Origin of the sequence: Sphingomonas nostoxanthinifaciens, from assembly GCF_019930585.1 — a bacterium.
GTDB classification, from domain to species: Bacteria; Pseudomonadota; Alphaproteobacteria; order Sphingomonadales; family Sphingomonadaceae; genus Sphingomonas_I; species Sphingomonas_I nostoxanthinifaciens.
This window is the reverse complement of record NZ_CP082839.1, coordinates 3,035,773-3,062,488: the sequence shown is the minus strand read 5'-3', so window position 1 is coordinate 3,062,488 and position 26,716 is coordinate 3,035,773. Positions and strand designations below refer to the sequence as shown.

Genomic DNA, 26,716 nt, shown 5'->3' with positions numbered 1-26,716 from the left:
ATCCTCGACGGAAAGAATCATGGCCGCGCACCGCATCGTCTTCGCCAATGAAAAAGGGGGTTCGGGCAAGTCGACCAGCGCCGTGCATACCGCCGTGGCGCTCGCCGCGCGGGGTGCGCGCGTCGCGACGCTCGATCTCGATACGCGCCAGCGCACGCTCGGCCGCTATCTCGACAATCGCGCCGTGTTGATGAAGCGCGACGGGCTCGATCTGCCGATGCCGATCTACGCCACGTTCGATCCGGCCAAGGACAATGACATCCGTGCGCAACTCGACGCGCTCGCCGCCGATGCCGATATGCTGATCGTCGATACGCCGGGCCGTGACGACGATTATGTCCGCGCCGCGATCTCGACCGCCGACACGCTCGTCACCCCGATCAACGACAGCTTCGTCGATCTCGACCTGATCGGTCAGGTCGATTCCGACAGCTACAAGGTCAAGCGGCCGAGCTTCTATGCCGAATTGGTGTGGGATGCGCGCAAGGCCCGCGCCAAGACCGATGGCGGCACGGTCGACTGGGTGGTGCTGCGCAACCGCCTCCAGCATCTGGAGGCGCGCAACATGAAGCGCGTGGCGCTGGCGCTGGCCGAACTGTCCAAGCGGGTCGGCTTCCGCGTCATCCCCGGTTTGTCCGAGCGCGTGATCTATCGCGAGCTGTTTCCCAAGGGGCTGACGCTGCTCGATCTCGCAGCGATCGGCCAGGATGCCGGGCTGGCGCATGTCGCCGCGCGTGGCGAGCTGCGCGAACTGATCGCCGGGCTCCAGCTGCCCGAAGCGACGCCCGCGCGGCAGCCCGAGGCGGCGTGACCGGCCTGATCCTTCTGGCCGCGATGGCGGTCGGCTGGTGGGCGTGGAAGACGCGCGACGCGCAGGCGATGCGCATCGGCGACGTCGCGGCGGTGGCCGCCGCACTTGTCGGCCTGCGGCTGCTGTCGCGCGGCGAGGAACTGACGGGCCTGATCGGGCTCGGCGGCGCGGGCTGGTGGCTGTGGTTCCGGCGTGCGGGCCCGCCGCGCAGCGCCCCACAAATGACGCTCGATCGCGCGCGGCGGGTGCTCGACGTTCCCGCGGATGCGTCGCCCGAGACGATCCGCGCCGCGCATCGCCGGCTGGTCGGACGGGTCCACCCCGATCACGGCGGCTCGGCCGATCTCGCCGCCGAGGTGAATGCCGCGCGTGACGCGCTGCTGCGGGGTCGTCGCTGAACCGTAACGGTGGTCGGGCGTATAGGGGATCACCGAACAGGAGTGATCATGGCCCACCGTTTCGACCCCACCTCGCTTCGCGAGTATGACATACGCGGCATCGTCGGGAAGACGCTGGGGCCTGACGACGCTTATGCGATCGGGCGCGGCTTCGCGACGCACGTGCGCCGTGCCGGTGGTACGCGCGTCGCGGTGGGCCGCGACGGTCGCGTCTCGTCGCCGGTGCTGGAGGAAGCATTGGTGCGTGGTTTGACCGGCAGCGGTGTCGACGTGGTGCGCATCGGCCTCGGCCCGACGCCGATGCTCTATTTCGCCGAAGCCGTGATCGAGGTGGATGGCGCGATCCAGATCACCGGCAGCCACAACCCGGCCGAATATAACGGCTTCAAGATGGTGCTGCAGCACGGGCCCTTCTTCGGCGAGCAGATCCAGTCGATCGGCGCGATGGCCGAGGCGGGCGACTGGGAGGAGGGGACCGGCGAGGTTTCCGACTATGATATCGAGGATATGTACGTCGAACGGCTGCTCGCCGGCTATTCGGGCGGCGCCTTCCGCATCGGCTGGGACAATGGCAACGGTGCCGGCGGGCGTGTGCTGGAGAAACTGGTCGCACGGCTGCCTGGCGAGCATCACCTGCTCTACACCGAGATAGACGGCAGCTTCCCCAACCATCATCCCGACCCGACCGAGGAGAAGAACCTCGCCGACCTCAAGGTGCTGGTCGCCGAGAAGGGGCTCGATTTCGGCATCGCGTTCGATGGCGATGCCGACCGGATCGGCGCGATCGACGGCGCGGGCCGGGTGGTGTGGGGCGACCAGATCCTCTCGATCCTCGCCGAGCCGGTGCTCCGCGCCGAGCCGGGCGCCACGATCATCGCCGACGTGAAGGCGAGCCAGGCGCTTTACGACCGGATCGCCGAGCTGGGCGGCACGCCGCTGATGTGGAAGACCGGCCACAGCCTCATCAAGGTCAAGATGAAGGAGACCGACAGCCCGCTCGCGGGCGAGATGTCGGGCCATATCTTCTTCCGCCACGAATATTACGGCTTCGACGATGCGCTGTATGCGGCGGTTCGTCTGATGGGCGCGGTGCGCGTGCTGGGCGGCTCGCTGACCGATCTGAAGAGCGCGATGCCTGCCTTGGTCAACACGCCCGAAATGCGCTTCCAGGTCGACGAGAGCCGCAAGTTCGCAGTGGTCGACGAGGTGCTGGACCGGCTTGAGGCCAGCGGCGCCGACGTGAACCGCACCGATGGCGCGCGGGTCGATACGGTGGATGGCTGGTGGCTGCTGCGCGCATCGAACACGCAGGACGTGCTGGTCGCGCGGGCGGAGGCGAAGGACGAGGCGGGGCTCGCGCGGCTGTTGGCGCAGATCGACGAGCAGCTCGCCTTGTCAGGGCTGGAGCGCGGCCCGCAGGCGGGGCACTGACGCGGTAAGGTTATGCTCCTGCGGAAGCGGGGGTCCAGGGCCAGGTGCGCCATTTTGGCCGCCGGGCCCCCGCCTGCGCAGGAGCATGCCGATCTCGATGATCGGGGAGAGTATCCCCTCCCGCCTCGAAAGGCGGAAGGGGGCCGTTCCGTCGCCTGTCGGGGGGGTCAGGCGTTGAGCGGAACGGGCTTACGTCGGCGGGCAAGCCCGCCCAGCAGGCCGAAGCCCACCACCATCATTGCCCAGCTCGATGCCTCGGGCACCGCGCCGGTGATCGATGCCTCGGAATGGCCGAGGATGATGTCGCCCGAGAGCAGCTGGCCGTCGAACGCATAATCATTGAGCGCCAGGTGGAGTGCATTGGTGCTCATCGACAGGCCGTTGGTCAGTGTCGAGGTGATCTGCTCGTTGAGCGTCAGCGTCAGGCCCGGCAGCGTCGCCAGCACGGTACTGGCGCTGGGGTTCGAGATCAGCGACGTGTTGATGCCGAGCGCACCGAGTACCGAGCCCGACAGCGCCAGGCCGGCGATGCTCGAGCTGCCCGTGCCGTAATAGCCGTTGGCACCCAGGCCGACGGTCGTCATCGAGCTGATCGCGTTGAGCGAGATGCCGATCGACGTGAGCGGGATGGCGCTCAGCAGCTGGGTATAGAGCGCGATGTTCGCGCCGGCGACGTTGGCGGTGCCGGTGGCCGACCAGGGCGCCGAGGAAAAGGCCTCGGTCGAGACGACGCCGGTCGTGACCTTGCTGCCGGCGCTGACGATGCCGCTGACCAACGGCGTGGTCAGGTTGACGCTGGCGACGTTACCCGTGTTGTCGTAAGCCGTGCCGGCCGTGCCCGAGACGCCGGCGATGGTGGTGTTTACTTTCACGACGCCAGCCACGTTGAGGCTGGTCGAAACCGCGGAAGCGGCGCTGGTGAGAGTGGTGGTGGCCTGGGCTCCGGTGCCGCACAGCAGAAGTGCGACCGGGGCAAGATGGATAGCAAGTGAACGCTTCATTGCGGCCTCCCTGGAAGGTGAGACCGGGTTACCTCGCACCGGAGCAGGGAAGAACAACGCCGATCGGGCGTTAAGGACTAAAGCATCAACCACCCGTATTTTACGTCATCCGGTGGAGTTCGAATTGCGAACTTTGCGCGGTTGGAGCCACTTTTCGGGCGTCGTTTACAAGGCTTGACCGAGTCTTAACCCCTGCCGGGTTCCGGAATCGGCCGTCAGCCGTTAGCTCGCGCACACTTTCAACCCGAAAAGAGGTGATGACGATGATGAGTCCGATGATGATCCAGCGATGTCTTGTCCTGCTGCGTGAAGCCGACGGTATGCTGATGACCCAGCGCGAATATGCGCTGGCTGCCCACCTGTCCTTGGTGATCGAGCTGCTCGCGGCCCGCCAGGAACAGCCCGACTGCGGTGCCGCCGCGGCCTGCTGAGTCGCGCCCGGCGCTCGCCGTTTCAGGCGGCGCCGAACACCCGTTCGAAGATCGTGTCCACCTGCTTGAAATGATAGCCGAGGTCGAACCTCTCTTCGAGTTCGGCGTCGGACAGCGTGACCTCCGGATCGGCCTTCAGCAGGTCGAGCAATGACAGGGCGCCGTCCGACTCCCACACCTTCATCGCGTTACGCTGGACGAGTCGGTAGGCATCCTCCCGGCTGACGCCCGCCTGCGTCAGCGCCAGCAGCACGCGCTGCGAGTGAACGAGGCCGCCCATGCGATCGAGGTTCTTCTGCATGCGCGCCGGATAGATCAGCAGCTTGTCGACCACGCCGGTCAGCCGCGCCAGCGCGAAATCCAGCGTGATCGTCGCGTCGGGGCCGATATAGCGCTCGACCGAGGAATGGCTGATGTCGCGCTCGTGCCACAGCGCGACATTCTCCAGCGCGGGCGTGACATAGCCGCGCACCATGCGGGCGAGGCCGGTCAGATTCTCGGTCAGCACCGGGTTGCGCTTGTGCGGCATCGCCGACGAGCCCTTCTGGCCGGGCGAGAAATATTCCTCCGCCTCCAGCACCTCGGTGCGCTGCAGGTGGCGGATCTCGACCGCCAGCCGCTCGATCGACGAGGCGATCACGCCGAGCGTCGCGAAGAACATGGCGTGGCGATCGCGCGGGATCACCTGGGTCGAGACCGGCTCGACCGCGAGGCCGAGCTTCGCGGCGACATACTCCTCCACGCGCGGGTCGATATTGGCGAAGGTGCCGACCGCGCCGGAAATGGCGCAGGTGGCGATGTCGGCACGCGCCGCTTCCAGCCGCTTCCGGTTGCGCGCGAATTCGGCATAGGCCTCGGCCAGCTTGAGGCCGAAGGTGACGGGCTCGGCGTGGATGCCGTGGCTGCGGCCGATCGTGGGCGTCAGCTTATGCTCGAACGCGCGCCGTTTGAGCACGTCGAGCAGCTTGTCGATGTCGGCGAGCAATATGTCCGACGCGCGCGCGAGCTGAACCGCGAGACAGGTGTCGAGCACGTCGGACGAGGTCATGCCCTGATGGAGGAAGCGCGCCTCGGGCCCGGTCCGCTCGGAGACGTGGGTCAGGAAGGCGATGACGTCGTGCTTGGTCTCGGCCTCGATCGCGTCGATCCGGGCGATGTCGAAATCGCCGGCCGCCTTGTCCGCCTCCCAGATGCGCGCGGCGGCCTCCTTCGGCACCACGCCCAGCTCGGCCAGCGCGTCGGTGGCATAGGCCTCGATCTCGAACCAGATGCGGAATCGGGTCTGCGGCTCCCACAGGGCGACCATCTCGGGGCGGGAATAACGCGGGATCATGTCGGCGGCTTTCGACGATTAAGGGAATGCGGCGCGCCTACCAGCGGCGCGCGCAGGCATCAATGACGGGCGCCGTTCATATCAGCCCCTGCGCGCGCAGGCTCGTCTGTCCCTGCGTGCCGACGATGACGTGATCGTGGACCTGGATGCCGAGCGGCCGCAGCGCCGCCACCACTTCGCGGGTGAGGCTGATATCCTGCCGCGACGGGGTGGGATCGCCGCTGGGGTGGTTGTGGACGAGGATGATCGCGGCCGAGCCCAGCTCCAGCGCGCGGCGCGCCACCTCGCGCACATAGATCGCCGCCTGGTCGATCGAGCCTTCCGACACCAGTTCGTCGCGGATCAGGACGTTCTTGGTGTTGAGGTGGAGCACGCGGGCGCTCTCGGTCATGCGGTGCGCCATCAGTGCGCGCAGATAATCGGCCAGCGCCTGCCAGCTCGCCAGCACCGGGCGCTGCGCGACCTCGCCGCGCAGCAGCCGGATCGCGGAGGCGTGCGCGATCTTGAGCGCGGCGACGCTCGTCTCGCCCAGTCCGGCGCGGGCGAGCGATTCGGGATCGGCGGCGATCACTGCGCCATAGCTGCCGAACTCCGCCAGCAGCCGTCGCGCGATCCCTTTGGTGTCCTGCCGCCGGATCGACAGGCTGAGGAGATATTCGATCAGCTCGTGATCGAGCAGCGCATCCTCGCCGCCGTCGAGCAGCCGCCGGCGCAGCCGCTCGCGATGGCCGCTGGCGTCGGTGGCGGGATCGGCGTCGCTCATGGACACCGAGCCTAGCCATGATCGCGGAAGGCACCAAGTGGCGTCCCGAACCCGCTTTATTGACTCGGGCTTACCCCCTACTTAAAGGGACCGGGCCTGACGGGCTCGCCCGCCGGCGCGATCGCCGGCCGGCCCGATACGGGTTGGATGGAGAGAGCGTGGCGGCAAACGAGCCCGGGCAGGGTCCGATCGGTGACCGACATTCCTTTGGCGACGCCCGGCTCTCCACGCTGGATGCGCAGTTGAAGGCTGCCACGGACACCGAGCAGGCACGGACGGGCACGGCCCAGCGCAAGCCCGAGCCGGGCTATCGCCAGGGAAGCCGGGTTCTGACCGAGCTTGTCGCGGGCCCGGCCGGCGGCGCGCTGATCGGCTGGTTGCTGGACCGCTGGTTCGGCACGACGCCATGGTTCCTGTTGGCGCTGCTGGCCCTTGGGGTTGTGGTCGCTTTCAGGAACATCATACGGATTTCTAGCGAGCGTCCGGAGTGATCCGGGCGCTTTGGGCATATCAAGACGTTGATTTTGGGGGTTGAAGCGAGTGGCGGCTGAGGGGTCCGGTATCGATCCGATGCACCAGTTCCAGGTCGAGCCCGTGCTGGGCCGGCACCTGATGCTTGGCGGCTACGATATCAGCTTCACCAATTCGGCACTGTTCATGGTGCTGACGATGGCGGTGCTGTGGGTGTTCATGCTGGGCGGCATGAAGCGCTCGCTCGTGCCCGGTCGCTGGCAGGCTGCGGTCGAGGGCGTTACCTCGTTCGTCGACAATATGATGACGAGCAGCATCGGGCCGAAGGGGCGGCATTTCACGCCCTACGTCTTCTCGCTGTTCATGTTCATCCTGTTCGCGAACTTCATCGGACTGTTCCCGCTCGGCATCGTGCCCGGCTGGCACCCCTTCACCGTGACGAGCCACATCACCGTCACGGCGGTTCTGGCCTTCTTCAGCTTCTCGATCGTGCTGATCGTCGGCTTCCTGAAGCATGGCTTCCACTTCTTCTCGCTGTTCATCCCGCACGGCACGCCGAAGCTGATGATTCCGCTGATCTTCGTGATCGAGCTGGCGAGCTTCCTGGTGCGGCCATTCAGCCTCGGCCTGCGACTGTTTGTGGCGATGACTGCCGGGCACATCCTGCTCGACGTGTTCGCCAGCTTCATCGTGCAGGGCATCCACGCCGGCGGCCCGCTCGGCCCGGTCGTCGCGATCCTCAGCTTCGTGATGATCGTCGGCATTTCGGCGCTGGAGCTGCTGGTCGCCGCGATCCAGGCCTATGTGTTCGCGCTCCTGACGTCGCTCTACCTGAACGACGCCATCAACCTTCACTGATCTCAACCGAAACCAACAAGGGAAGACACATCATGGATCTCGCATCTGCCAAGGTGATCGGCGCCGGTCTCGCCGCAATCGGCGTGGGCATGGCCGCGCTGGGCGTGGGCAACGTGTTCGGCTCGTTCCTCGAGGGCGCGCTGCGCAACCCGGGTGCCGCCGACGGCCAGCAGGGCCGCCTGTTCATCGGCTTCGCCGCCGCCGAGCTGCTGGGCCTGATCGCGTTCGTCATCGCGATCCTCATCCTGTTCGTCGTCAAGTAAGCGCCGTTCGGGGACAACGGGGGGTGCATCCGCATCCCTCGACGTTCCCGATTTGTTACGGCCACAGCGCGGAAACCCGATGCCCCAGATAGACCAGATCGCCACCATCTACGCCTCCCAGCTCTTCTGGCTGGTGGTGGTGTTCGCGCTGATCTATTTCGGCATCGGCCGCGCCATGTTGCCGCGCATCGAGAAGACGATCGCCGATCGCGATGCGCGCATCAGCGGCGATCTCGCCGCCGCCAAGCAGGCACGTGCCGCGGCTGACGAGGCCGATGTCACCTACCAGACCAAGCTTTCGGAGGCGCGCGCCACGGCGCACGCCGCCGCTCTCGCCGCGAAAGCGCATGCGGGAACGGTGATCGAGTTGCGGCTCAAGTCGGCCGACGTCGATATCGCGCAGCGCATCGCTCACGCCGAGCGCGCGCTGCGTGCCGCTGAGGTCGAGGCGATCAGCCATATCGAAGCGGTCGCGATCGACGCCGCCCAGGATATCGTCACGCGGGTCGCCGGCCTTTCGGCCGATCGGGCACGCGTCGCGGCGGCGGTCGCCGACGCGATGGCGCAGGGCTGAGGAACGGTCCCATGAACAATAATCTGACCGCAAGCACCGTCGCCAATCCCGGCCAGCTGGAGCATGAGGACAGCGCGCTGGGCCTCTCGCCCGGCGGTTGGGTCGCGCTGTCGATGATCGTCGTGGTGGTCATCATGCTCGTCAAGGGCGTGCCCGGCCTGATCGCGCGCGGCCTCGACAAGAAGATCGCGACGATCCGCCAGCAGCTCGATGAGGCGACGCGGCTGCGCGCCGAAGCCGAAGCGCTGCGCGCCGAATATCAGGCCAAGGCCGCGGCGGCGGACGGCGAAGCGGCTGCGATCGTCGGTCGCGCGACCGACGAAGCCAACAGCCTGCTCGCCAAGGCCAAAGCCGACAGCGAATTGCTGGTCGAGCGCCGCACGCGCCTCGCCGAAGAAAAGATCACCGCGGCCGAACGCACCGCCGTGGCCGAGGTGCGCGCCCGCGCCGCCGCTGCCGCGACCGCCGCCGCGGCGGCCGTGATCGCCGAGCAGCTCGACGCCGGCAACGACAAGACCTTGGTCGATCGCACCATCGCCGGCCTCGGCCAGCGGCTGAACTGAGCCGCTGCTCTCACACTGCCGTCAAAAAGGGCTGAACCTTACCGGCCCTTCGTCACCCCGGACTTGTTCCGGGGTCCACCGGCAGACATGCGCTGCGGCTCAATCATTCACATTGTCGCCCGCCGCGCGGTGGATGCCGGAACAAGTCCGGCATGACATTCGCAATAAGGTAAGCGGACCCTTCAGGCCGCCGCGCGATCCTGCGCCGGCTCTTCCAACAGCACCGTCGCCGCACCGAGCAGGCCCGGCTCGGGATGCTTGATCGCGCCGATCGGCATGCGGCCCATCATCGCCTCGAACCGGCCCTTGGCCTGGAAGCGCGAGACCATCGGGGTCAGGTCGATCTTGCCCTCGAAGCGCGGCAGGATGCCGCCTGCCAGCACCACCGCCACCGCGCCGTGCGCCAGCGCCATGTCGCCGGCGAAGGCGCCGAGCAGCATCAGCCAGCGCTCGACCGCGGCGCAGGCATGCGGCTCGCCATCTTCCAACGCTGCGCGCCACAGCGGCACCGCATGCGGCGGCACGATCGCCCGGCCATCGAGCTCGGCGAGCGCGATGTAGACGTGGACCAGCCCCGGCCCGGAGATCAGTCGCTCGGCCGAGACGCGCGGATAGCGGCCCTGCACGAAGCGCAGGATGTGCTGCTCGATCTCGTCGGCGGGGGCAAAGCCGACATGGCCGCCCTCGCAGGCGATGATGTTGCTCGTGCCGCCACGGCGCAGCAGCAACCCTACGCCGAGGCCCGAGCCCGGGCCGACCACGCTGACGACGCCGTCCTGCGGCAGTGCGAACGGCGACTGCGTGATCGAATCGAACTCGTCGGGCTGGAGGCAGCCGATGCTGCGCGCGATCGCTTCGAAATCGTTGACCAGCCGCACCCGCTCCAGCCCGAGCCGCCCGGCGAGCGACGAGGGGCGCAGCACCCACGGATTGTTGGTCAGCTTGATCTCGTCGCTGTTGATCGGCGAGGCGAGCGCGAACACGCCCTCCGACGGCGGCGTCGCCAGCCCGGCGGCATAATTCTGGAAGGCGCTCTCGAAGCTCGGAAAGTCGGCGGTGCGCAGCGTCACGCGGTTTTCCAGCGTGATCTTGCCCGACGCATCCTTGGTCGCGGTGGCGAAGCGGGCATTCGTGCCGCCGATATCGGCGACCACTCCGGGCGATCCGGCCGCATCGTCGTCCCGGCCCCGCCAATTCGCCATGCTTCGTCACTCCTGTTCGCTAGGCCGCAGCCCTCGCCGGGGCGATTAGCGCGCCCGCGGTCGCGGCGCCAGCCGACGTAACCGGCCCTTAGCGGTAATTGTCGTGCGGCGAACCGAGTTTCGGCAGTTCCTGCCGGGTGATCGCGCCGTCGCCATTGGCGTCGAGCATCTTGAACCGGATCTCGATCGCCTTGGCGAATTCCAGCTTGGTCACGCCGCGATCGAAATTGGTGTCGGCATAGGTGATCGGTTCGGGCATCGGCAGATAGCTGAAACGGCCGGCGCCGAGCCGCGTCGGATAAGGCGGCTCGGTGATGTTGCCGTCCGAATCCTGCTTCGCCTTGGTGACGTCGCCATAGCTGGAGACCACCGTCACCTCGGGTGCGATATCGACCTCGTAATGCGAGATTTCCGCCGGCCCGATCACATCGTCATGATCGGTGTCGAGCGTGGTGAAGAAGCGCATCCCTTCGGTCCGGAACTCGGCGAGCGTCAGGCGGCCATTGCCGTCGGCATCGGCGTGGCGGAACCAATGTTCGGCGCCCGACAATTTGTCGTCGGAACGAAAGGGTTCGCCCATCGGGCTGATGAAATCGGTCGGGCCGGAGATCGGCACCGTGCTTGCGGGCTCGGTCTGGCCCTGCACCGTGATGTCCGGGCCGGTCGAGTGCGCGAGCGGCGGCGATGTCGGCGGGGCGGGGGCGGCCGGCGGCTGCTGGGCAGGCGCGGCGGCGGCCGCGAGCGCGAGGATGAGCGGGGCGAGCGGACGGGCCTGACGAAGCATATCGCCCGCAATAGCGCCGGCTTTGCCCCCGCGCACCCCCGCTCGGCGCGGCCGAACGGGTTTGAGACGAACCGTTGGCCTCGACAGCGACGATGCGGACGGGCATCGGCCTCGCCATGACGGATCGTCCCCGCTTCGACTTCTCGATCGCCGCGCGCGATGGCCGCGCCCGCACCGGCACGATCGCCATGCGGCGCGGCGATATCCGCACGCCCGCCTTCATGCCGGTCGGCACCGCCGGCACGGTGAAGGCGATGCGCCCGGCTGAGGTGCGTGCGCTCGGCGCGGACATCATCCTCGGCAACACCTATCACCTGATGCTCCGCCCCGGCGCGGAACGGGTGGCGCGGCTGGGCGGGCTGCACGCCTTCATGGGCTGGGACCGGCCGATCCTGACCGACAGCGGCGGCTATCAGGTGATGAGCCTGTCCGCGCTGACCAAGCAGAGCGAGGAGGGCGTGGCGTTCAAGAGCCATCTCGACGGATCGCGCCACATGATCTCGCCCGAACGCTCGATGGAGATCCAGCGGCTGCTGGGCTCGGACATCGTCATGGCGTTCGACGAATGCACCGGCTACCCGGCTACGCCCGAGCGCGCCGAGGCGTCGATGGAGCGCTCGATGCGCTGGGCGCAGCGCTCGCGCGACGGGTTCGACAGCGGGGTCGAGCATGCGGCGCGGTCGGCGTTGTTCGGTATCCAGCAGGGATCGATGGACGAGGCCTTGCGCCGCCGCTCGGCCGAGGCGCTGACCGCGATCGGTTTCGACGGCTATGCGGTCGGCGGGCTTGCGGTGGGCGAGGGGCAGGCGGAGATGTTCCGCGTGCTGGACTTCGCGGTGGACATGCTGCCGGCGGACAGGCCGCGCTACCTGATGGGCGTCGGCAAGCCCGACGATATCGTCGGCGCGGTCGAGCGCGGCATCGACATGTTCGATTGCGTGCTGCCGACGCGATCGGGCCGCAACGGACAGGCCTTCACCTGGGATGGGCCGGTCAACATCCGCAACGCGCAATGGGCGGAGAATCTGGCGCCGATCGATCCGGCCTCGCCGATCGCCGGCTGGAGCCGCGCCTATCTGCATCATCTGGTGAAGGCGGGCGAAATGCTCGGAGCGATGCTGCTGACCCAGCACAATCTGTGGTTCTACCAGCAACTGATGGCCGCGTTGCGCGACGCGATCGCGGCGGGGCGGCTGGCCGATTTCGCCGATTCATTCCGCACCCGCTATCATCGGACCGGGTAAAGCCCGCGCCCGCGCGGTGATGGCAAAATGTCCTTAACCGTAACGGCCTAGAATCGCCTGATGCAGCGAATCGACTTTGAGATGGGTGCCGTGGCCTCGCTCCGGAAACGGGTGGCCGAGATCGAGGAGATCAACGAGGATTTAGTCGCGTTCGCGCGCGGCCATGCCGGTGCCGTCTCCGCGATCCACGAAGCGGTCCTTGCCGCGCTCGCCGCCGACACCCCCGAGACGCTGATGCAGGTCGTCACCGGCGAATGGCCTTTGCTGCTGCGCGTCGATGCGGTGGCGATGGCGTGGGCCAATGCGTCGGGCGGCTTCCGCGCCGACCGCCGCGGCCTCAAGGATGTCGAACCGCGCCTGATCGAGCGGATGGCCTCCACGCTGTCGCCGGTCACGTTGCGGCTGGTCGATCGCGGCCATCCCCTGTTCGGCGCGGGGGGCGAAGTCGTCCGCAACGAAGCCCTGATCCGCCTCGACGGGCCGACCGTCACCGGACTGATCGTGCTCGGCCAGCGCGAGGGCGCCCCGGCCGAGGGACGGCACGGGGCGCGGCTGCTGCGCTTTCTCGGATCGGCCATGTCGCATATATTGGAGCGGTGCCCGCCGCGCTGACCCTCGACACGCATCCTGCCTTCGTGAATGCGGCGGCGTGGGAGGCGCATCTGCGGCAGGATCGTCGCCGCTCCGAACATACCATCCGCGCTTATGCCGCCACCGCACGGCGCCTGATCCATTTTCTCGGGCAGCATCGCGCGGCCGCTGTCGATGCGCCGTCGCTCACCGCGACCGACGCGGCCGAACTGCGCGCTTTCCTCGCGGCGCGACGCGGCGAGGGGCTCGGCAATGCCTCGGCGGCGCGCGAACTGTCGGCGCTGCGCGGCTTCCTCGCTTTCGTCGCAAAGGGTGAAGGCGCTGCGGCTCCGCCGCGTCTGCGGGGGCCGCGCGTGAAGCGCGGTGCGCCGCGTCCGGTCAGCCCCACCGACGCCATCGCCATCGCCGACGATGCGGAGGAGGAAGCGCGCGACGGCTGGATCGGCCTGCGCGACAAAGCGGTGCTGCTGCTGCTCTATGGCGGCGGCCTGCGCATCGGCGAGGCGATGGCGCTGACCGGCGCCGCGCTGCCGCTGGGCGATCGGCTGATTGTCACCGGAAAGCGCGCCAAGACGCGCGTGGTGCCGCTGCTGGCGCCGGTGCGCGCGGCGATCGAGGCCTATCTCGAGGCCTGCCCCTATGCGACGGGGCGCAACCAGCCGCTGTTCCGCGGGGCGAAGGGCGGGCCGCTCTCGGCCGACATCATCCGCCGCGCGGTGCGGGCCGCGCGCGCCCGGCTGGGCCTCGGCGAGCGCACGACCCCGCACGCGCTGCGCCACAGCTTCGCGACCCATCTGCTGGGGCGCGGCGCCGATCTGCGTTCGCTGCAGGAACTGCTCGGCCATGCCAGCCTGTCGTCGACCCAGGTCTATACCGGCGTCGATGCGGCGCATCTGCTCGACGTCTATCGCGCCGCGCACCCGCGCGCGGGCTGACTCATTCGTTGCTGAACAGACCGCCGAGCAGGCCACCGATCGTCGCGCCGGCGACGCCCGTGCCGACCGCCGCGCCAAGCCCGCCGCGCGGCCGATCGCCATCGGACGGCAGGTGACGGGCGATCTCCTCGGCGAGGTTGAGGATCGGCATCGATTGCAGCCACACCTTGCCGGGGCCGGTAAGCGTCGCGAGGAACAGGCCCTCGCCGCCGAACAGCACGTTGCGGAAGCCGCGCACCATCTGGATGTCGGTCGCGACCGTCGGCTCCTGGATACCGATATGACCGGCATGGACCAGCAGGCGCTCGCCCGGCGCGAGATTCTTCTCGACCAGCTCGCCCGACAGATCGAGGAAGACCGTGCCGGGCCCGGTCACGCGCTGGAGGATGAAGCCCTCGCCCGAGAACAGGCCGGCGCCGAGCCGCTGCTGCAGCGCGATCTCCAGCGACACCGAAAACTCGGCGCACAGGAACGTCTCCTTGCGGCAGATGAGCGATTCGCCCGCCCGCAATGTACGCGCGAGGATGGTGCCGGGGAAACGCGGCGCGAAGGCGATGTGCGCGGGCCGATCGGCGCGATATTCGGTGATGAAGAGGCTGCCCCCGCTCATCGCGCGGCGCAGGCCCGCGAACAGCCCGCCGCCGGTATGCGTGTCCATGCTGATGCCGTCCGACATCCACGCCATCGCATGCGTCTGGCTGACGAGGCTCTCGCCGGGCTGGAGGTCGATCGAGACGGTCTGCATGACCGTGCCGGAGATGTCATAGCGCATCGGCGAAGCCCTCTACAGGTGAGTTATTCGACTATAGCACTGGCCGTCGGCGCTTCCTAGCTGCGCCAGCTTAAGCACCGTCATCCCGGCGCAGGCCGGGATCCAGTCCCACGGCCCGGGCCTGGACTCCGGCCTGCGCCGGGGTGACGGGCCGTGGGAAACTAACCCGCCTTTCTCGCCGTCACGATCACGTCGATCTCGTCGGGGCGCGGGTTGAGGAAGTCGAGGCGGACGCGGTTGTCGGGCGTGCGGCTGACGGTCGCCGGGATCGAGCTGTTGGTCAGCTCCCATCCCGCCGGCAGCACGATCGCATTGTCGGCACGGCCGAAGGCGCGGTGCCAGACGAGTTCGTCGCCCACCAATGTGTAGCGCACCGGATCGGTATAGGTCTCGGCGAAGCGCAGTCGCCGGCTGCCACCCTGCGGGATCGGCGGATAATGGAACACGACCGCGGTGGTGGTCGCGTCGATATCCTTCGCGTCGGGCTCGGCACGTTTGACCGCATCGCCCTTCACGAGTTCGTAGCTGAGCGTCGCGCCGGTATCGAGATCGCGCGCCGACGGCTCGGATACGGTGCTGCCGGCGCGCACGATGTTGACGTAGGTCGCGGTGCCGGCCTTCGTCTCGGTATAATCGTGGGTCAGCGCGAAGGCGTGCGTCTCCGGCGGCTTCAGATAATAAACGATGTTGCGGTTCTGGTGCGCGCGTTCCTCGACATGCTGCGCGGATGCGGCGGTGCCGATCATCGCCTTGCGTGCGGTCAGCACGAGCGGCGCCTGCGCCGGCGTGACGTTCCAGAAGGCGATGGCGATGCGGCCGTCGGCCTGGCGGATTACCTGCGACGGATAGTTGCAGGATACGAGCACATAGCCCGCCGGCAGCACCACCGCATTCTTCTTGACGCCGAGCGGACGATCGAAGGTGATCGTGTCGCCGTCGCCATGATAGCTGGGGGCGTCCTCGTAGGTCTTGTCGATCTCGATCCGGCCGCCGCCGCCGTCGGGCGGCACGGGGCGTGCGAGCGTGACCTTGATGAAGCGCTCGTCGCTCTTGGCGCCGCGCACGCCGCCCGCCCGCGCGGTGTCGCCGTCGACCTCCTCGAAGCGGAGCGGTTTGCCGGTGGCACGGTCGAACACCGCCTCGTCGCTCGCGGCGCTGCCGGGGCGGATCGGGTTGTAATAAGCGGTCGCGCCGGGCGTGGCGGCGGTGATCTCGTAGGTGATGCGGAACTTGTGGCTTTCCGGCGCGAGCAGCTCATAGCGTGTGTAGCCGTCCGCCTCATGCTGCGGCGGCGTCTCCGCCAATGCGGGGCCGGCGAGCAGCGCGATCGTGAGCAAAGCCGTCCGCATATGTCCTCCCTTATCGGCTGCGATAGAGCGGCAGCCCCAACCCCTTGACGATCGCCGCCGCACGCAGCGCGAACCCTGCAGCGGTCGCGATCAGCGCGGCGGTGAAGGAGGGAAGGTTCCACGTCTCGAGCGTCACGTAAAGCACGGCGGCGACCGCGGCGGCGGTGACGTAGAGTTCGGGTCGCAGCAGGATCGACGGCACGCCGGCAACCACGTCGCGGATGATGCCGCCCATGCAGGCCGAGACGACGCCCATGCCCACCGCCGGCAGCGGCGGAATGTCCCACGCCAGCGCCTTGGCCGAGCCGTAGACGGTGTAGGCTGCCAGCCCGAACGCGTCGAACCAGTCGAGCGCGCGGCGTGGCCACAGCCGTTCGGGCAGCGCCCACACCAGCACGGTCATCACCAGGCAGACGAGCAGCGGCATCGATGCATGCATCCAGAAGACCGGCGCGCCGATCAGCACGTCCCGCACCGTGCCGCCGCCAAGCCCGGTGATCGCGGCGAAGAAGCCGAACGTGACGATCGTCTGCCGGTCGCGCGCCGCCGCCAGCGCACCCGATGCCGCGAACACCGCGATGCCGACGATGTCGAGCCACGGTAGCGTCGAGGCCGAGAAGGCGGCGACGTGATGCGCGAACGGGGTGAGGGCGGGGACGATTGGAGACATGATGCACCCCCATGCCCGGTCCGCCGACCCGGCGAAAGACGTCGCGACGAGCCGCGGGCAAGGTACGTTGATCCCCGCTCGCTGCCGCACCATATTGCGGTCAACGCCGCGTGTTAGTGGCCCGGAGTTTTCATGACCGATACGATTCCTGTCCTGCCGCTGCGTGACATCGTCGTGTTCCCGCAGATGATCGTCCCCCTCTTTGTTGGTCGCGATAAGTCGGTCGCCGCGCTCGAAAGCGCGATGGCGGGCGACAAGACGATCTTTCTGGTGGCGCAGCTCGATCCGGCGGAGAATGATCCCGACGCGAGCCAGCTTTACGATATCGGCGTGACCGCGTCGGTGCTGCAGCTGCTCAAGCTCCCCGACGGCACGGTGCGCGTGCTGGTCGAAGGGCGCCAGCGCGCGCGGCTGAGCGACCTCATCACGACGGGTACGCATCTCGAAGGCACAGTGGAATTGCTGGCCGAGACCGAGGGCGAGGAACTCGACACGCAGGTCAAGGCGCTGATGCGCTCGGTGGCCGAGCAGTTCGAGCGTTACGCCAAACTCAACAAGAAGCTGCCCGACGAATTGCCCGGCCAGATCGCCGAGATCGACGAGCCGGCGCGGCTGGCCGATGCCGTCGCTGCCAACGTGTCGGTCAAGGTCGCCGACAAGCAGGCGATGCTGATCGAGGACGATCCGGCCAAGCGGCTGGAGATGGCCTTTGCCTTCATGGAAGGCGAGTTGGGCGTGCTGCAGGTCGAGAAGAAGATCCGCAGCCGGGTCAAGCGCCAGATGGAGAAGACCCAGCGCGAATATTATCTGAACGAGCAATTGAAGGCGATCCAGCGCGAGCTGGGCACCGGCGAGAGCGACGAGGGCGGCGACGAGATCGCCGAGCTGACGCAGAAGATCGCGAACCTGAAGCTGTCGAAGGAAGCGCGCGCCAAGGCGACCGGCGAGGTCAAGAAGCTGCGCACCATGGCGCCGATGAGCGCCGAAGCGACGGTGGTGCGCAATTATCTCGACGTGCTGCTGGGCCTCCCGTGGGGGCGCAAGAGCAAGGTCAAGAAGGACATTCCGGCGGCCGAGGCGATCCTCAACGCCGATCATCACGGCCTCGAGAAGGTCAAGGATCGGATCATCGAATATCTGGCGGTGCAGGCGCGCACCAACAAGCTGAAGGGGCCGATCCTGTGCCTCGTCGGGCCGCCGGGCGTCGGCAAGACCAGCCTCGGCAAGTCGATCGCCAAGGCGACGGGCCGCGAATTCGTGCGCCAGTCGCTCGGCGGCGTGCGCGACGAAGCCGAGATTCGCGGCCATCGCCGCACCTATATCGGCTCGCTGCCCGGCAAGATCGTGTCGAACCTGAAGAAGGCCGGGACGTCCAATCCGCTGTTCCTGCTCGACGAGATCGACAAGCTCGGCCAGGATTTCCGCGGGGACCCCGCCTCCGCGCTGCTGGAGGTGCTGGATCCGGAACAGAACGCCAAGTTCCAGGATCATTATCTCGAGATCGACTATGATCTGTCGGACGTGATGTTCGTCTGCACGGCCAATTCGCTCAACCTGCCGCAGCCTTTGCTCGACCGGATGGAGATCATCCGGCTCGAAGGCTATACCGAGGACGAGAAGGTCGAGATCGCCAAGGCGCACCTGCTATCCAAGCAGATCGAGGCGCACGGCCTGAAGCCCGACGAATTCGTGCTGACCGACGAGGCGCTGCGCGACCTGATCCGCTATTATACCCGCGAGGCCGGCGTGCGCACGCTGGAGCGCGAGATCGCCAAGGTGGCGCGCAAGGCGCTGCGGCGTATCCTCGAGGGCAAGGACAGCCGCATCGTCGTCACGTCCGAGACGCTGGGCGAGTTTGCGGGCGTCCGCCGCCATCGCTTCGGCGTGTCGGAGGAGGAGGACCAGATCGGCGCCGTCACCGGCCTCGCCTGGACCGAGGTTGGCGGCGAGTTGCTGACGATCGAGGCGGTCACCGTCCCCGGCAAGGGCCAGGTCAAGACGACCGGCAAGCTGGGCGAGGTGATGCAGGAAAGCGTGCAGGCGGCATGGTCGTTCATGCGCGCGCGCGCACCGATCTACGGGGTCAAGCCGAGCCTGTTCGCGCGCAAGGACGTGCACATCCATCTGCCCGAAGGCGCGGTGCCGAAGGATGGCCCATCCGCCGGCATCGGCATGGTCACCGCGCTCGTCTCGACGCTGACCGGCATCGCGGTGCGCCGCGATGTCGCCATGACCGGCGAAGTGACGCTGCGCGGCCGCGTGCTGCCGATCGGCGGGCTCAAGGAGAAACTGCTCGCGGCGCTGCGCGGCGGCATCACCACCGTGCTGATCCCGAGCGAGAACGAAAAGGATCTCGCTGAGATTCCCCAGAATATTCGCGAGGGGCTGGAGATCGTGCCGGTGGCGCACATCGATCAGGTGCTGGCGCGGGCGCTGGTGCATCCGGTGGTGCCGATCGAATGGACCGATGCCGACGAGCTCGCCACCGAGCCGCCGCGCGTGGGCGCCGCGACCCAGCCGGGCGCACCTGTGCATCACTGACGAGACGGGCTCGATCTGCGACGATCGGGCCTGATTCTTATCAACCTTTCGTTTGACTCGGCCTTGTCGCCTGGGGTTACAAGGTCGTTTCAGCGCGCCTGTGCGCGCCTACCCATCAGAGGAACGAAATGAACAAGCAGGAGCTGATCGGAGTCGTGTCGGAAACGATCGGGCTTCCGCGGAGCGATACGTCACGGGCGGTGGAAGCCATGCTGGAGACGATCGGCCGTGAGCTGGAGCGTGGACATGAAGTGCGCCTGGTCGGCTTCGGCAGCTTCTCGGTCACCAAGCGCAAGGCGTCGACCGGCCGCAACCCGCGGACCGGTGAGCCGATGAGCATCAAGGCGACCGCCCAGCCCAAATTCCGCCCCGGCAAGACGCTGAAGGATCGCGTCGGCTAAGGCGATCGAATGATGGCCTTTCCGCTGGACAGGCCCGCCGGGGCGTTCTAATCGCCCGGCCTTGCGTGGGGCGCATAGCTCAGCGGTAGAGCACACCCTTCACACGGGTGGGGTCGTAGGTTCAATCCCTACTGCGCCCACCACGCATCCCCCTTCCGAACAGTCGAGGCAGAGCCGGCGCCGCGTAACGCGCGTCGGCTCGGCCTGTTCCATATTGCGCTGCAAAATATCCCGGTTGACGGACCGTTCACCGCTTTGTCACAAAGGTGAACGCCAAGTTAACCACAATGCCGTGGTGCGACGCTCGGAGGACCCCCCATGACCTTCCGTCCCTTAATGATCGTTGCCGGTTTGCTAGCAGGTGGCGCGATCGCCACTACGGCGCCGGCGTTGACCATCAATTTGATCGATGCCGGCGGTGTGACCGGCTCGCCGGCGGAGCAGGGCTTCCGCATCGCAGCAAGCTATTGGGAAAGCGTCATCTCGACCAACGCGACGATCAATTTCGACGTCGGCTATGCCCCGCTCGCGCCGCGCGTGCTCGGCCAGACGGGCAGTTCGCTCGAGCAGTTCGTGTCGATTGCGGGCTATGAAAATGCGCTGAAGGCCACCGGCACGAGCGCGCTGGACAAGGCCGCCGACGCCTATCTGCCGAAAGTCACGCCGTCGCAGGGCGTCACCGCGATCGTGTCCGAATATCTCGATCGCTCGGCACGGACCGGCATTGACACGTCGGGCACGCGCGTCAGCTCGGGCAACAACGCGATCAACGAGACGATGGCGATCAACTCGACCATCTACAAGGCACTCACCGGCACGGTCGACAACAGCATCGATGCATCGATCACCTTCTCGAGCAACTTCAATTTCGACTTCAACCCGTCCGACGGCATCACCACCGGCGCCTACGACTTCATCGGCGTGGCGATCCACGAGATGGGCCATGCGCTGGGCTTTATCAGCGCGGCCGACGATTTCGATTATTCGAACGGCTATTCGGGCGACGTGAACGGCGCGTGGTGGGCCTATGCCCTCGACCTGTTCCGCTACAGCGGGACGGATACGCTGAACTGGGCGCCGGGGCAGGACAGCTATTTCTCGATCGACGGCGGTGCGACGCAATTGTTCGGCAAGAGCGCCTTCGCGCAGGGCGAGGATTTCGGCACCGGCTATCAGGCGTCGCACTGGCTCGACAACGGCACGTGCAGCAATTTCGAGGGGATCATGAACCCCTATCTGTGCAGCGCCACCAACGCGAAGGTCTCCGCGCTCGATCTGGCGGCGATGGACGCGATCGGCTGGAACCTCAACGTCGATGTGCTGGCGGATCCGGGCTACAGCTTCTCCACCGCGCAGGCGTTCAGCCTGTTCGGCGTGCCGGAGCCGGCGACGTGGGCGATGATGCTGGGCGGCTTCGGGCTGGTCGGCGGCGCAATGCGGCGGCGCCAGCGGACGACGGTGCGCTTCGCCTGATCTTTGGAGGGCGAGGGGCGCCTTGGCGGCGCCCCTCGCTTCGTTCACGTGGCGATCAGCGGCGATGCTCGCTGAAGATGCGGCGTACCGTGCCTGAGCTTGCGCGCATGACGATGCTCTCGGTAGTGAGCGCGCCCTTCCGCTGCTTCACGCCCTGCAGCAGCGAGCCGTCGGTGACGCCGGTCGCGGCGAAGATCGCGTCGCCCTTCACCAGATCCTCGATCTGGTAGACGCGGTCGAGATCGGTGACGCCCCACTTCGCGGCGCGTGCGCGCTCGTCGTCGTTGCGGAATAGCAGCCGCCCCTGGAACTGGCCGCCGACGCAGGCCAATGCGGCCGCGGCGAGGACGCCCTCCGGCGCGCCGCCCGAACCCATGTAGATATCGATCGTAGTCTCCGGATCGGTCACGGAGATCACGCCGGCAACGTCGCCATCGGGGATCAGCACCACGCCGCAGCCGGTCGCGCGCAGTTCTGCGATCATCTTCTCGTGGCGCGGCCGATCGAGCACCAGTGCCATGATCTCATGCGGCGGAACACCCTTCGCCTTGGCGAGTGCGATAATGTTCTCGGTCGGCGTGCGGTCGAGGCTGACGAGCCCGGTCTCGTAGCCCGGCCCGATCGCCAGCTTGTCCATATAGACGTCGGGCGCGTTCAGCAGGCAGCCCTGCTCGGCGATCGCCAGAACCGCCAGCGCGTTGGGGCTGGCCTTGGCGGTCAGCGTCGTGCCCTCGAGCGGGTCGAGCGCGATATCGATCTTTGGCGCGCCGGGGCTGCACTTGCCGACCTTCTCGCCGATGTAGAGCATCGGCGCCTCGTCGCGCTCACCCTCGCCGATCACCACCGTGCCGTCGAAATCGAGCTCGTTGAACGCCTGGCGCATCGCCTCGACGGCGGCGGCATCGGCGGCCTTCTCGTCGCCGCGGCCGACCATCGAGGAGCAGGCGATCGCCGCCGCCTCGGTGACGCGCACCATCTCCAGCACGAGCACCCGGTCGAGCGCCTTTGAAGCCTTCACCGTCATGCCTTTACCTCTCGCCGATTGCTGCGGGCGGGATAGGGCGGCGCGGTGACATTGTCGAGAAAGGCTCAGCTTTCCAGGATGTGCATCAGCATCGGCCGGCCGACGACGCTCGCCGAGCCTTCCAGTTTCTCCAGCGCGTGCGCGACCGAGCGTTCGGGTCCTTCGTGCGTCACCATCACGATCAGCACGCTGCCGTCGGCGGCGGCGCCGCGCTGGATCAGGCTCTCGATCGAGACGCCGGCGTCGCGCATCGCGGCGGTCAGTTCCGCCAGCACGCCCGGCCGGTCGGCGACGGTGAAGCGCAGGTAGGACCGGCCGCGCCGCTCGCCCGCCGGCGCAGGCTCGGGCACGGCGAGGCTCGCGACCGGCATGGCGAAGGCCGGCCCGGTTTCGCCGCGCGCGACGTCGATCAGGTCGGCGACGATCGCGCTCGCGGTCGGGCCTTCGCCTGCGCCGCGCCCCTGGAACAGCAGGCGGCCGACATAATTGCCCTCCGCCATCACCGCGTTGAGCGATCCGGTGACGTGCGCCAGCGGATGGCCGAGCGGCACGAGGCAGGGATGGACGCGCTGGAACAGCCCCTTGGTGCCCGCCTCGCTCTGCCCGACCAGCCGGATGCGGAAGCCGAGCGCCGCGGCTTCGGCGATGTCGGCGGCGATGACATGGCGGATGCCGGTGATCGCCACATTATCGAAGTCGATCGCGGTGCCGAAGGCGAGGCTGGAAAGGATCGCCAGTTTGTGCGCGGCATCGACGCCGTCGATGTCGAAGCTGGGGTCGGCTTCGGCATAGCCCAGCGCCTGCGCCTCGGCGAGCACCTCGGCAAAGTCGCGCCCGGCGCTTTCCATCACCGTCAGGATGTAATTGCAGGTGCCGTTGAGGATCCCGTAGACATGGTGGATCGCATTGGCGGCCGCGCCCTCGCGCAGCCCCTTGATGACGGGAATGCCGCCCGCCACCGCCGCTTCATATTTCAGCGCGGCGCCGGTGGCCTCGGCAGCGGCGGCAAGTTCCAGCCCGTGATGCGCCAGCATCGCCTTGTTGGCGGTGACGAACGCCTTGCCGCTCGACAATGTGGCGCGCGCGAGCGTCAGGGCGGGGCCGTCCGATCCGCCGATCACCTCGACCACCGCATCGAGATCGTCGCGCTGGGCGAGCGTCGTCGCATCGTCGACCCACTCGATGCCGTCGAGCGCGATGCCGCGATCGCGCGTGCGGTCGCGGGCCGAGACCGCGACCACGCGGATGCCACGCCCCGCGCGGCGCTCGATCAGCGCGGCATTCTCCACCAGCAGCTTGACGACGCCGCCGCCGACCGTGCCGAGCCCGGCAAGCGCGATGCGCAACGGCTGGACCACCTGTTTCTCCCTCGATCCGATCGAGCGCCGCTCCTAGCCGCACCGTGCGTCGTTGCAACCCTGCGCTCTGCCGCGCCATTCGGAACGGCGCCGCCGCGCGGTCGTTCTAGGCCTGTATCCACGCGAAGGAGATGGACAATGGCCGACACTGGCACCACGATCGATCCTGTCGAGGAAAACGAGATTCGGCAGATGACCCGCGAACAGGCCGAGGAATATCTGAAGCGCCAGCAGCTTGGCCATCGGGGCGATATGATCGACTCGACGCTCGGCGGCATGGGTGGCGCGGGCGCGTCGGGCTCGGGCCCGGACATCGCCAAGATCAGCGATCCCCAGGCCGGCAATTCGAGCGACCTGCCGAAGCGCCCATGATCAAGCCTGAGGAAACCGCTCCCGACGCTGACAATCGCGGTGCTCCTGCCACCATCGCGCCTTCGGGCGCGGTGCATGGCAGCGGGGCCTCGGCCGGGGGCGGCGGCGATGCCGAGGATATCGACCCCGATTCCGCTAGCGGCGGGGGCGGCGACGAGGAGCCGCACGCCGATATGCCTGAGGGGCATGGCGGCGACGGCCCCAAGCATGGCAGTCGCTAGCCACCGATGAGCCAGGCCGACGACAAGCGCGCTGCTGCCCTTGCCGCAGCCGACGAGGTCCGCTCTGGCATGCGGATCGGGCTCGGCACGGGCAGCACCGCATTCTTCCTGATCGAGGAACTCGGGCGCAGGCGCGCGGCGGGGCTCGATTTCACCGCTGTCGCCACGTCGCGCGCCAGTGAGGAACAGGCGCGGGCGGCGGGTATCCTATTGCTCGATCCGTCGCAGACCGACGCGCTCGATCTGGCGATCGACGGCGCCGACGAGATCGATCCTCAACTTCGCGCCATCAAGGGCGCGGGCGGCGCGATGCTCCGCGAAAAAGTGGTGGGCGCTGCCGCCGCGCGCATGATCGTCATCGTCGATGGGTCCAAGCGGGTCGATCGGCTGGGCGCGGCGCCGGTGCCGATCGAGGTGCTTCCCTTCGCCGAAGCGTTCGTCGCTGCGCAGGTGCGCGCGCTCGGCGGAAGGCCGGATCTGCGTCGCGCCGCAGACGGGCCTTACCGGACTGATCAGGGCAATGCCGTGCTCGATTGCCACTTCGATATGATCGGCGATCCGGCCGCGCTGGCGGTCGCGCTCGCGACCATTCCCGGCGCGCTTGGCCACGGCCTTTTCGTTGAGGAGGTCGACGCGATCTATGTCGCTGTCGATGGCGTGGTCGAGAAAATCGAGCGCTCTGCCGCCCTTCGACCTTAAACCGCAAAATATCGCTGGAACAACCAACTGCGTCGGGCCGTTGCGCCGCCGTTCCTGAACGCGCTATCGCCTCGCGACTCGTTCCACGACCGGAAGGACCTTCATGTCGACCCAGACCGCTCCCGCTTCGTCCCTCCATGAGGACGGGTCGCCCGACCGGCTCGCCATCGACACCATCCGAACTTTAGCAATGGACGCCGTCCTGAAGGCGCATTCGGGCCATATCGGCACGCCGATGGGCATGGCGCCGGTGGGCTACACGCTCTGGTCCCAGTTTCTTCGCACCGATCCGGACAAGCCCGACTGGCCCAATCGCGACCGCTTCGTCCTGTCGGTCGGCCACGCCTCGATGCTGCTCTACGCGCTGATCCACCTGTCGGGCATTCGCGAGATCGATCGCGACGGGAAGCAGACCGGCAACCCGGCGGTCAGCCTCGACGACATCAAGAATTTCCGCCAGCTGAGTTCCAAGACGCCGGGCCACCCTGAATATCGCCACACGACCGGCGTCGAGACGACCACCGGACCGCTGGGGCAGGGTTGCGGCAATTCGGTGGGCATGGCGATCGCCGAGCGCTGGCTCGCGGCGCGCTACAATCGCGATGGCTTCCCCATCTTCGATCACGACGTCTACTGCCTGGCCGGCGACGGCTGCATGATGGAAGGCGTCGCCAGCGAGGCGGCGAGCCTTGCCGGGCATCTCCGGCTGTCCAACCTGTGCTGGATCTACGATTCGAACAGCGTGTCGATCGAGGGCGGCACCGATCTCGCGTTCGACGAGGACGTGGGCAAGCGGTTCGAGGCGTATCACTGGAACGTCATCCACGTCGATGACGCCAACGACACCGGCGCCTTCGCGAAAGCGGTCGAGGCGTTCAAGGCGACCACCGACCGGCCGACGATGATCGTCGTGCGCAGCATCATCGGCTATGGCAGTTCGATCGCCGGCACCGCCAAGGCGCATGGCGAGGCGATGACCCCCGACGACGTGCGCGGCACCAAGGAGCGTTACGGCTGGCCCGCCGACGCGCAGTTCCGCATTCCCGAGGGCGTGCCCGAGCGGCTGAACGGCGCGATCGCCGGTCGCGGCCGGCCGCTGCGCGAGGAATGGGAGCAGATGCTCGCGCGCTACAAGGAAGCCGAGCCCGAGCTGGGCAAGGAGCTCGACGCCTTGTTCGCCGATCGCCTGCCCGAGGGCTGGGATGCCGACGTGCCGAGCTTCGATGCCGACCCCAAGGGCGTCGCCTCGCGCGATGCCGGCGGCAAGGTGATGAACGCGATCGGCCCCAAGCTGCCTTGGCTGGTCGGCGGATCGGCCGACCTCGCACCCTCGACCAAGACGCTGATCAACGACGGTGGCTCGTTCCAGGCGGCGAGCTACGGCGGACGCAACCTCCACTTCGGCGTGCGCGAGCATGGCATGGGCGCCGTCGCCAACGGCATGGCGCTGTCGCATCTGCGTTCCTACACCGCCACCTTCATGGTCTTCTCCGACTATATGCGGCCTCCGATCCGGCTGGCGGCGATCATGGAGCTGGGCGTCACCTTCGTCTTCACGCACGATTCGATCGGCGTCGGCGAGGACGGCCCGACGCACCAGCCGATCGAGCAGCTGGCGGCGCTGCGCGCCATCCCCGGTCTCAACACGATCCGGCCGGGCGACGCGAACGAGGTGGCGTGGGCGTGGAAGAGCGCGCTTCGCACCGGCGACAAGCCGACCGCGCTCATCCTTTCGCGTCAGGCGCTGCCGACGCTCGACCGGGGCAAATATGCCAACGCCGAAGGCGTGATGCGCGGCGCTTACGTGCTGGCGAGCGCCGAGGATCCCGAGGTCATCCTGATCGGCACCGGCTCCGAGGTCAGCCTCGTCGTCGATGCGCATGAGAAACTGACGGCGGAGGGCGTGCGATCGCGCGTCGTGTCGATGCCGAGCTGGTACCTCTTCGAGCTGCAGGACGACGCCTACAAGGACAGCGTGCTGACCCCCGGCGTCGAGGCGCGGCTCGCGGTCGAGATGGGCGGCGAGATCGGCTGGGATCGGTATGTCGGCTCCAAGGGGCGGACGATCACGATGTCGACCTTCGGCGCGTCGGCGCCGCTCGCGAAGCTGCAGGAGAAGTTCGGCTTCACCGTCGACAATGCGGTGAAGGTGGCGAAGGACATGTTGGGCAAGGGGGCGTAAG

Annotated in this window: 29 protein-coding genes and 1 tRNA gene; 20 read left to right on the top strand and 10 right to left on the bottom strand. The window is 67.6% G+C overall.

Features of this window, described 5'->3' with window-relative positions; genetic code table 11:
* Positions 1–19 precede the first annotated feature (19 nt).
* The 3 genes from K8P63_RS14340 to pgmG are packed head-to-tail and all read left to right on the top strand — an operon-like array spanning position 20 to position 2,640.
* Positions 20–811, top strand: a complete 792-nt coding sequence (locus tag K8P63_RS14340) for a division plane positioning ATPase MipZ (RefSeq protein WP_223796699.1) — start codon at positions 20–22, stop codon at positions 809–811.
* Entirely contained in the window at positions 808–1,209 is a 402-nt protein-coding gene (locus K8P63_RS14335; RefSeq protein WP_223796698.1) for a J domain-containing protein, read from the top strand. Before K8P63_RS14340 ends, K8P63_RS14335 begins: the two co-directional genes overlap by 4 nt.
* 48 nt (positions 1,210–1,257) lie before the next feature.
* Positions 1,258–2,640 (top strand): phosphoglucomutase/phosphomannomutase PgmG, encoded by a 1,383-nt coding sequence (pgmG, locus tag K8P63_RS14330; RefSeq protein WP_223796697.1) that lies wholly within the window; start codon positions 1,258–1,260, stop codon positions 2,638–2,640.
* Positions 2,641–2,807: 167 nt separating this feature from the next.
* Here pgmG and K8P63_RS14325 read toward each other — a convergent pair whose 3' ends face one another.
* Positions 2,808–3,641, bottom strand: coding sequence for a choice-of-anchor P family protein (locus tag K8P63_RS14325; RefSeq protein WP_223796696.1), 834 nt, complete (start codon positions 3,639–3,641; stop codon positions 2,808–2,810).
* 257 nt (positions 3,642–3,898) lie between these two features.
* Between K8P63_RS14325 and K8P63_RS14320 the strand changes: the two genes are divergently transcribed.
* The gene (locus K8P63_RS14320) at positions 3,899–4,072 is read left to right on the top strand and encodes a hypothetical protein (protein ID WP_223796695.1); all 174 of its coding nucleotides are present in this window, start codon (positions 3,899–3,901) and stop codon (positions 4,070–4,072) included.
* Positions 4,073–4,094: 22 nt separating this feature from the next.
* Here K8P63_RS14320 and purB read toward each other — a convergent pair whose 3' ends face one another.
* Positions 4,095–5,405 (bottom strand): adenylosuccinate lyase, encoded by a 1,311-nt coding sequence (gene purB, locus K8P63_RS14315; RefSeq protein WP_223796694.1) that lies wholly within the window; start codon positions 5,403–5,405, stop codon positions 4,095–4,097.
* Positions 5,406–5,481: 76 nt separating this feature from the next.
* Positions 5,482–6,168, bottom strand: coding sequence for a RadC family protein (gene radC / locus K8P63_RS14310; RefSeq protein WP_223796693.1), 687 nt, complete (start codon positions 6,166–6,168; stop codon positions 5,482–5,484).
* Between the two features lie 158 nt (positions 6,169–6,326).
* Between radC and K8P63_RS14305 the strand changes: the two genes are divergently transcribed.
* The 5 genes from K8P63_RS14305 to K8P63_RS14285 all read left to right on the top strand — a co-directional run bounded on the left by K8P63_RS14305 (position 6,327) and on the right by K8P63_RS14285 (position 8,897).
* Complete coding sequence (locus K8P63_RS14305; RefSeq protein ID WP_223796692.1) at positions 6,327–6,659, top strand: AtpZ/AtpI family protein; 333 nt, start codon at positions 6,327–6,329, stop codon at positions 6,657–6,659.
* Positions 6,660–6,708: 49 nt separating this feature from the next.
* A complete protein-coding gene (locus K8P63_RS14300; RefSeq protein ID WP_223796691.1) occupies positions 6,709–7,497 on the top strand; it encodes a F0F1 ATP synthase subunit A in 789 nt (262 codons plus the stop codon).
* Between the two features lie 32 nt (positions 7,498–7,529).
* A complete protein-coding gene (locus K8P63_RS14295) occupies positions 7,530–7,760 on the top strand; it encodes a F0F1 ATP synthase subunit C (protein WP_171745022.1) in 231 nt (76 codons plus the stop codon).
* A 79-nt stretch (positions 7,761–7,839) separates the two neighbouring features.
* Positions 7,840–8,334, top strand: a complete 495-nt coding sequence (locus tag K8P63_RS14290; RefSeq protein WP_223796690.1) for a F0F1 ATP synthase subunit B family protein — start codon at positions 7,840–7,842, stop codon at positions 8,332–8,334.
* A gap of 11 nt (positions 8,335–8,345) precedes the next feature.
* Positions 8,346–8,897 carry a F0F1 ATP synthase subunit B family protein gene (locus K8P63_RS14285; protein ID WP_223796689.1) on the top strand — a complete coding sequence of 184 codons (552 nt, stop codon included), beginning with the start codon at positions 8,346–8,348 and terminating at the stop codon, positions 8,895–8,897.
* 182 nt (positions 8,898–9,079) lie between these two features.
* On the opposite strand, the gene K8P63_RS14280 is transcribed toward K8P63_RS14285, so the two are convergent.
* Together K8P63_RS14280 and K8P63_RS14275 are read right to left on the bottom strand one after the other, a co-directional pair.
* Entirely contained in the window at positions 9,080–10,099 is a 1,020-nt protein-coding gene (locus tag K8P63_RS14280; protein WP_223796688.1) for a glucokinase, read from the bottom strand.
* Positions 10,100–10,187: 88 nt separating this feature from the next.
* Positions 10,188–10,883: an EF-hand domain-containing protein gene (locus K8P63_RS14275; RefSeq protein ID WP_223796687.1), complete on the bottom strand. Its 696-nt coding sequence runs from the start codon at positions 10,881–10,883 to the stop codon at positions 10,188–10,190.
* A 116-nt stretch (positions 10,884–10,999) separates the two neighbouring features.
* Between K8P63_RS14275 and tgt the strand changes: the two genes are divergently transcribed.
* From tgt to K8P63_RS14260, 3 genes are all read left to right on the top strand, one after another.
* Positions 11,000–12,127 carry a tRNA guanosine(34) transglycosylase Tgt gene (gene tgt, locus K8P63_RS14270; protein WP_223796686.1) on the top strand — a complete coding sequence of 376 codons (1,128 nt, stop codon included), beginning with the start codon at positions 11,000–11,002 and terminating at the stop codon, positions 12,125–12,127.
* 81 nt (positions 12,128–12,208) lie between these two features.
* Positions 12,209–12,739 (top strand): DUF484 domain-containing protein, encoded by a 531-nt coding sequence (locus tag K8P63_RS14265; protein ID WP_223799836.1) that lies wholly within the window; start codon positions 12,209–12,211, stop codon positions 12,737–12,739.
* Positions 12,724–13,653 (top strand): tyrosine-type recombinase/integrase, encoded by a 930-nt coding sequence (locus tag K8P63_RS14260; RefSeq protein ID WP_398287678.1) that lies wholly within the window; start codon positions 12,724–12,726, stop codon positions 13,651–13,653. The genes K8P63_RS14265 and K8P63_RS14260 overlap by 16 nt, the downstream gene beginning before the upstream one ends.
* 1 nt (position 13,654) lies before the next feature.
* Here K8P63_RS14260 and K8P63_RS14255 read toward each other — a convergent pair whose 3' ends face one another.
* The 3 genes from K8P63_RS14255 to K8P63_RS14245 all read right to left on the bottom strand — a co-directional run bounded on the left by K8P63_RS14255 (position 13,655) and on the right by K8P63_RS14245 (position 16,444).
* Positions 13,655–14,425, bottom strand: a complete 771-nt coding sequence (locus tag K8P63_RS14255) for a TIGR00266 family protein (RefSeq protein WP_223796685.1) — start codon at positions 14,423–14,425, stop codon at positions 13,655–13,657.
* Positions 14,426–14,586: 161 nt separating this feature from the next.
* Positions 14,587–15,774, bottom strand: coding sequence for a hypothetical protein (locus K8P63_RS14250; RefSeq protein ID WP_223796684.1), 1,188 nt, complete (start codon positions 15,772–15,774; stop codon positions 14,587–14,589).
* Positions 15,775–15,784: 10 nt separating this feature from the next.
* On the bottom strand, positions 15,785–16,444 hold the full coding sequence (locus tag K8P63_RS14245; protein WP_223796683.1) for a trimeric intracellular cation channel family protein: 660 nt from the start codon (positions 16,442–16,444) through the stop codon (positions 15,785–15,787).
* 132 nt (positions 16,445–16,576) lie between these two features.
* Between K8P63_RS14245 and lon the strand changes: the two genes are divergently transcribed.
* The 4 genes from lon to K8P63_RS14225 all read left to right on the top strand — a co-directional run bounded on the left by lon (position 16,577) and on the right by K8P63_RS14225 (position 20,859).
* Complete coding sequence (gene lon / locus K8P63_RS14240; RefSeq protein ID WP_223796682.1) at positions 16,577–18,985, top strand: endopeptidase La; 2,409 nt, start codon at positions 16,577–16,579, stop codon at positions 18,983–18,985.
* 128 nt (positions 18,986–19,113) lie between these two features.
* Positions 19,114–19,386, top strand: coding sequence for an HU family DNA-binding protein (locus K8P63_RS14235; RefSeq protein WP_263282640.1), 273 nt, complete (start codon positions 19,114–19,116; stop codon positions 19,384–19,386).
* Positions 19,387–19,454: 68 nt separating this feature from the next.
* Positions 19,455–19,529 (top strand) — tRNA-Val (locus K8P63_RS14230).
* 247 nt (positions 19,530–19,776) lie between these two features.
* Complete coding sequence (locus K8P63_RS14225; RefSeq protein ID WP_223796681.1) at positions 19,777–20,859, top strand: NF038122 family metalloprotease; 1,083 nt, start codon at positions 19,777–19,779, stop codon at positions 20,857–20,859.
* 55 nt (positions 20,860–20,914) lie between these two features.
* On the opposite strand, the gene glpX is transcribed toward K8P63_RS14225, so the two are convergent.
* Both glpX and K8P63_RS14215 read right to left on the bottom strand, forming a co-directional pair.
* The gene (glpX, locus tag K8P63_RS14220) at positions 20,915–21,883 is read right to left on the bottom strand and encodes a class II fructose-bisphosphatase (RefSeq protein WP_223796680.1); all 969 of its coding nucleotides are present in this window, start codon (positions 21,881–21,883) and stop codon (positions 20,915–20,917) included.
* Positions 21,884–21,948: 65 nt separating this feature from the next.
* Positions 21,949–23,241 carry a homoserine dehydrogenase gene (locus tag K8P63_RS14215; RefSeq protein ID WP_223796679.1) on the bottom strand — a complete coding sequence of 431 codons (1,293 nt, stop codon included), beginning with the start codon at positions 23,239–23,241 and terminating at the stop codon, positions 21,949–21,951.
* Positions 23,242–23,379: 138 nt separating this feature from the next.
* Here K8P63_RS14215 and K8P63_RS14210 point away from each other — a divergent pair, with 138 nt between their 5' ends.
* From K8P63_RS14210 to tkt, 4 genes are all read left to right on the top strand, one after another.
* Positions 23,380–23,613 carry a hypothetical protein gene (locus K8P63_RS14210; protein ID WP_223796678.1) on the top strand — a complete coding sequence of 78 codons (234 nt, stop codon included), beginning with the start codon at positions 23,380–23,382 and terminating at the stop codon, positions 23,611–23,613.
* Positions 23,610–23,834 (top strand): hypothetical protein, encoded by a 225-nt coding sequence (locus tag K8P63_RS14205; protein WP_223796677.1) that lies wholly within the window; start codon positions 23,610–23,612, stop codon positions 23,832–23,834. Before K8P63_RS14210 ends, K8P63_RS14205 begins: the two co-directional genes overlap by 4 nt.
* A 6-nt stretch (positions 23,835–23,840) precedes the next feature.
* Positions 23,841–24,533, top strand: a complete 693-nt coding sequence (rpiA, locus tag K8P63_RS14200) for a ribose-5-phosphate isomerase RpiA (protein ID WP_223796676.1) — start codon at positions 23,841–23,843, stop codon at positions 24,531–24,533.
* Positions 24,534–24,636: 103 nt separating this feature from the next.
* Positions 24,637–26,715: a transketolase gene (gene tkt, locus K8P63_RS14195; RefSeq protein WP_223796675.1), complete on the top strand. Its 2,079-nt coding sequence runs from the start codon at positions 24,637–24,639 to the stop codon at positions 26,713–26,715.
* Position 26,716: the final 1 nt, after the last annotated feature.

Coding starts and splice junctions, on each gene's coding strand:
- tkt (WP_223796675.1), top strand. CDS start 24,637: ATGTCGACCCAGACCGCTCCCGCTTCGTCCCTCCATGAGGACGGGTCG.
- K8P63_RS14205 (WP_223796677.1), top strand. CDS start 23,610: ATGATCAAGCCTGAGGAAACCGCTCCCGACGCTGACAATCGCGGTGCT.
- K8P63_RS14255 (WP_223796685.1), bottom strand. CDS start 14,425: ATGCGCTATGACATCTCCGGCACGGTCATGCAGACCGTCTCGATCGAC.
- K8P63_RS14325 (WP_223796696.1), bottom strand. CDS start 3,641: ATGAAGCGTTCACTTGCTATCCATCTTGCCCCGGTCGCACTTCTGCTG.
- K8P63_RS14275 (WP_223796687.1), bottom strand. CDS start 10,883: ATGCTTCGTCAGGCCCGTCCGCTCGCCCCGCTCATCCTCGCGCTCGCG.
- radC (WP_223796693.1), bottom strand. CDS start 6,168: ATGAGCGACGCCGATCCCGCCACCGACGCCAGCGGCCATCGCGAGCGG.
- K8P63_RS14235 (WP_263282640.1), top strand. CDS start 19,114: ATGAACAAGCAGGAGCTGATCGGAGTCGTGTCGGAAACGATCGGGCTT.
- purB (WP_223796694.1), bottom strand. CDS start 5,405: ATGATCCCGCGTTATTCCCGCCCCGAGATGGTCGCCCTGTGGGAGCCG.
- K8P63_RS14340 (WP_223796699.1), top strand. CDS start 20: ATGGCCGCGCACCGCATCGTCTTCGCCAATGAAAAAGGGGGTTCGGGC.
- K8P63_RS14290 (WP_223796690.1), top strand. CDS start 7,840: ATGCCCCAGATAGACCAGATCGCCACCATCTACGCCTCCCAGCTCTTC.
- K8P63_RS14250 (WP_223796684.1), bottom strand. CDS start 15,774: ATGCGGACGGCTTTGCTCACGATCGCGCTGCTCGCCGGCCCCGCATTG.
- K8P63_RS14320 (WP_223796695.1), top strand. CDS start 3,899: ATGACGATGATGAGTCCGATGATGATCCAGCGATGTCTTGTCCTGCTG.
- K8P63_RS14285 (WP_223796689.1), top strand. CDS start 8,346: ATGAACAATAATCTGACCGCAAGCACCGTCGCCAATCCCGGCCAGCTG.
- glpX (WP_223796680.1), bottom strand. CDS start 21,883: ATGACGGTGAAGGCTTCAAAGGCGCTCGACCGGGTGCTCGTGCTGGAG.
- K8P63_RS14210 (WP_223796678.1), top strand. CDS start 23,380: ATGGCCGACACTGGCACCACGATCGATCCTGTCGAGGAAAACGAGATT.
- K8P63_RS14245 (WP_223796683.1), bottom strand. CDS start 16,444: ATGTCTCCAATCGTCCCCGCCCTCACCCCGTTCGCGCATCACGTCGCC.
- tgt (WP_223796686.1), top strand. CDS start 11,000: ATGACGGATCGTCCCCGCTTCGACTTCTCGATCGCCGCGCGCGATGGC.
- K8P63_RS14295 (WP_171745022.1), top strand. CDS start 7,530: ATGGATCTCGCATCTGCCAAGGTGATCGGCGCCGGTCTCGCCGCAATC.
- rpiA (WP_223796676.1), top strand. CDS start 23,841: ATGAGCCAGGCCGACGACAAGCGCGCTGCTGCCCTTGCCGCAGCCGAC.
- K8P63_RS14280 (WP_223796688.1), bottom strand. CDS start 10,099: ATGGCGAATTGGCGGGGCCGGGACGACGATGCGGCCGGATCGCCCGGA.
- K8P63_RS14265 (WP_223799836.1), top strand. CDS start 12,209: ATGGGTGCCGTGGCCTCGCTCCGGAAACGGGTGGCCGAGATCGAGGAG.
- lon (WP_223796682.1), top strand. CDS start 16,577: ATGACCGATACGATTCCTGTCCTGCCGCTGCGTGACATCGTCGTGTTC.
- pgmG (WP_223796697.1), top strand. CDS start 1,258: ATGGCCCACCGTTTCGACCCCACCTCGCTTCGCGAGTATGACATACGC.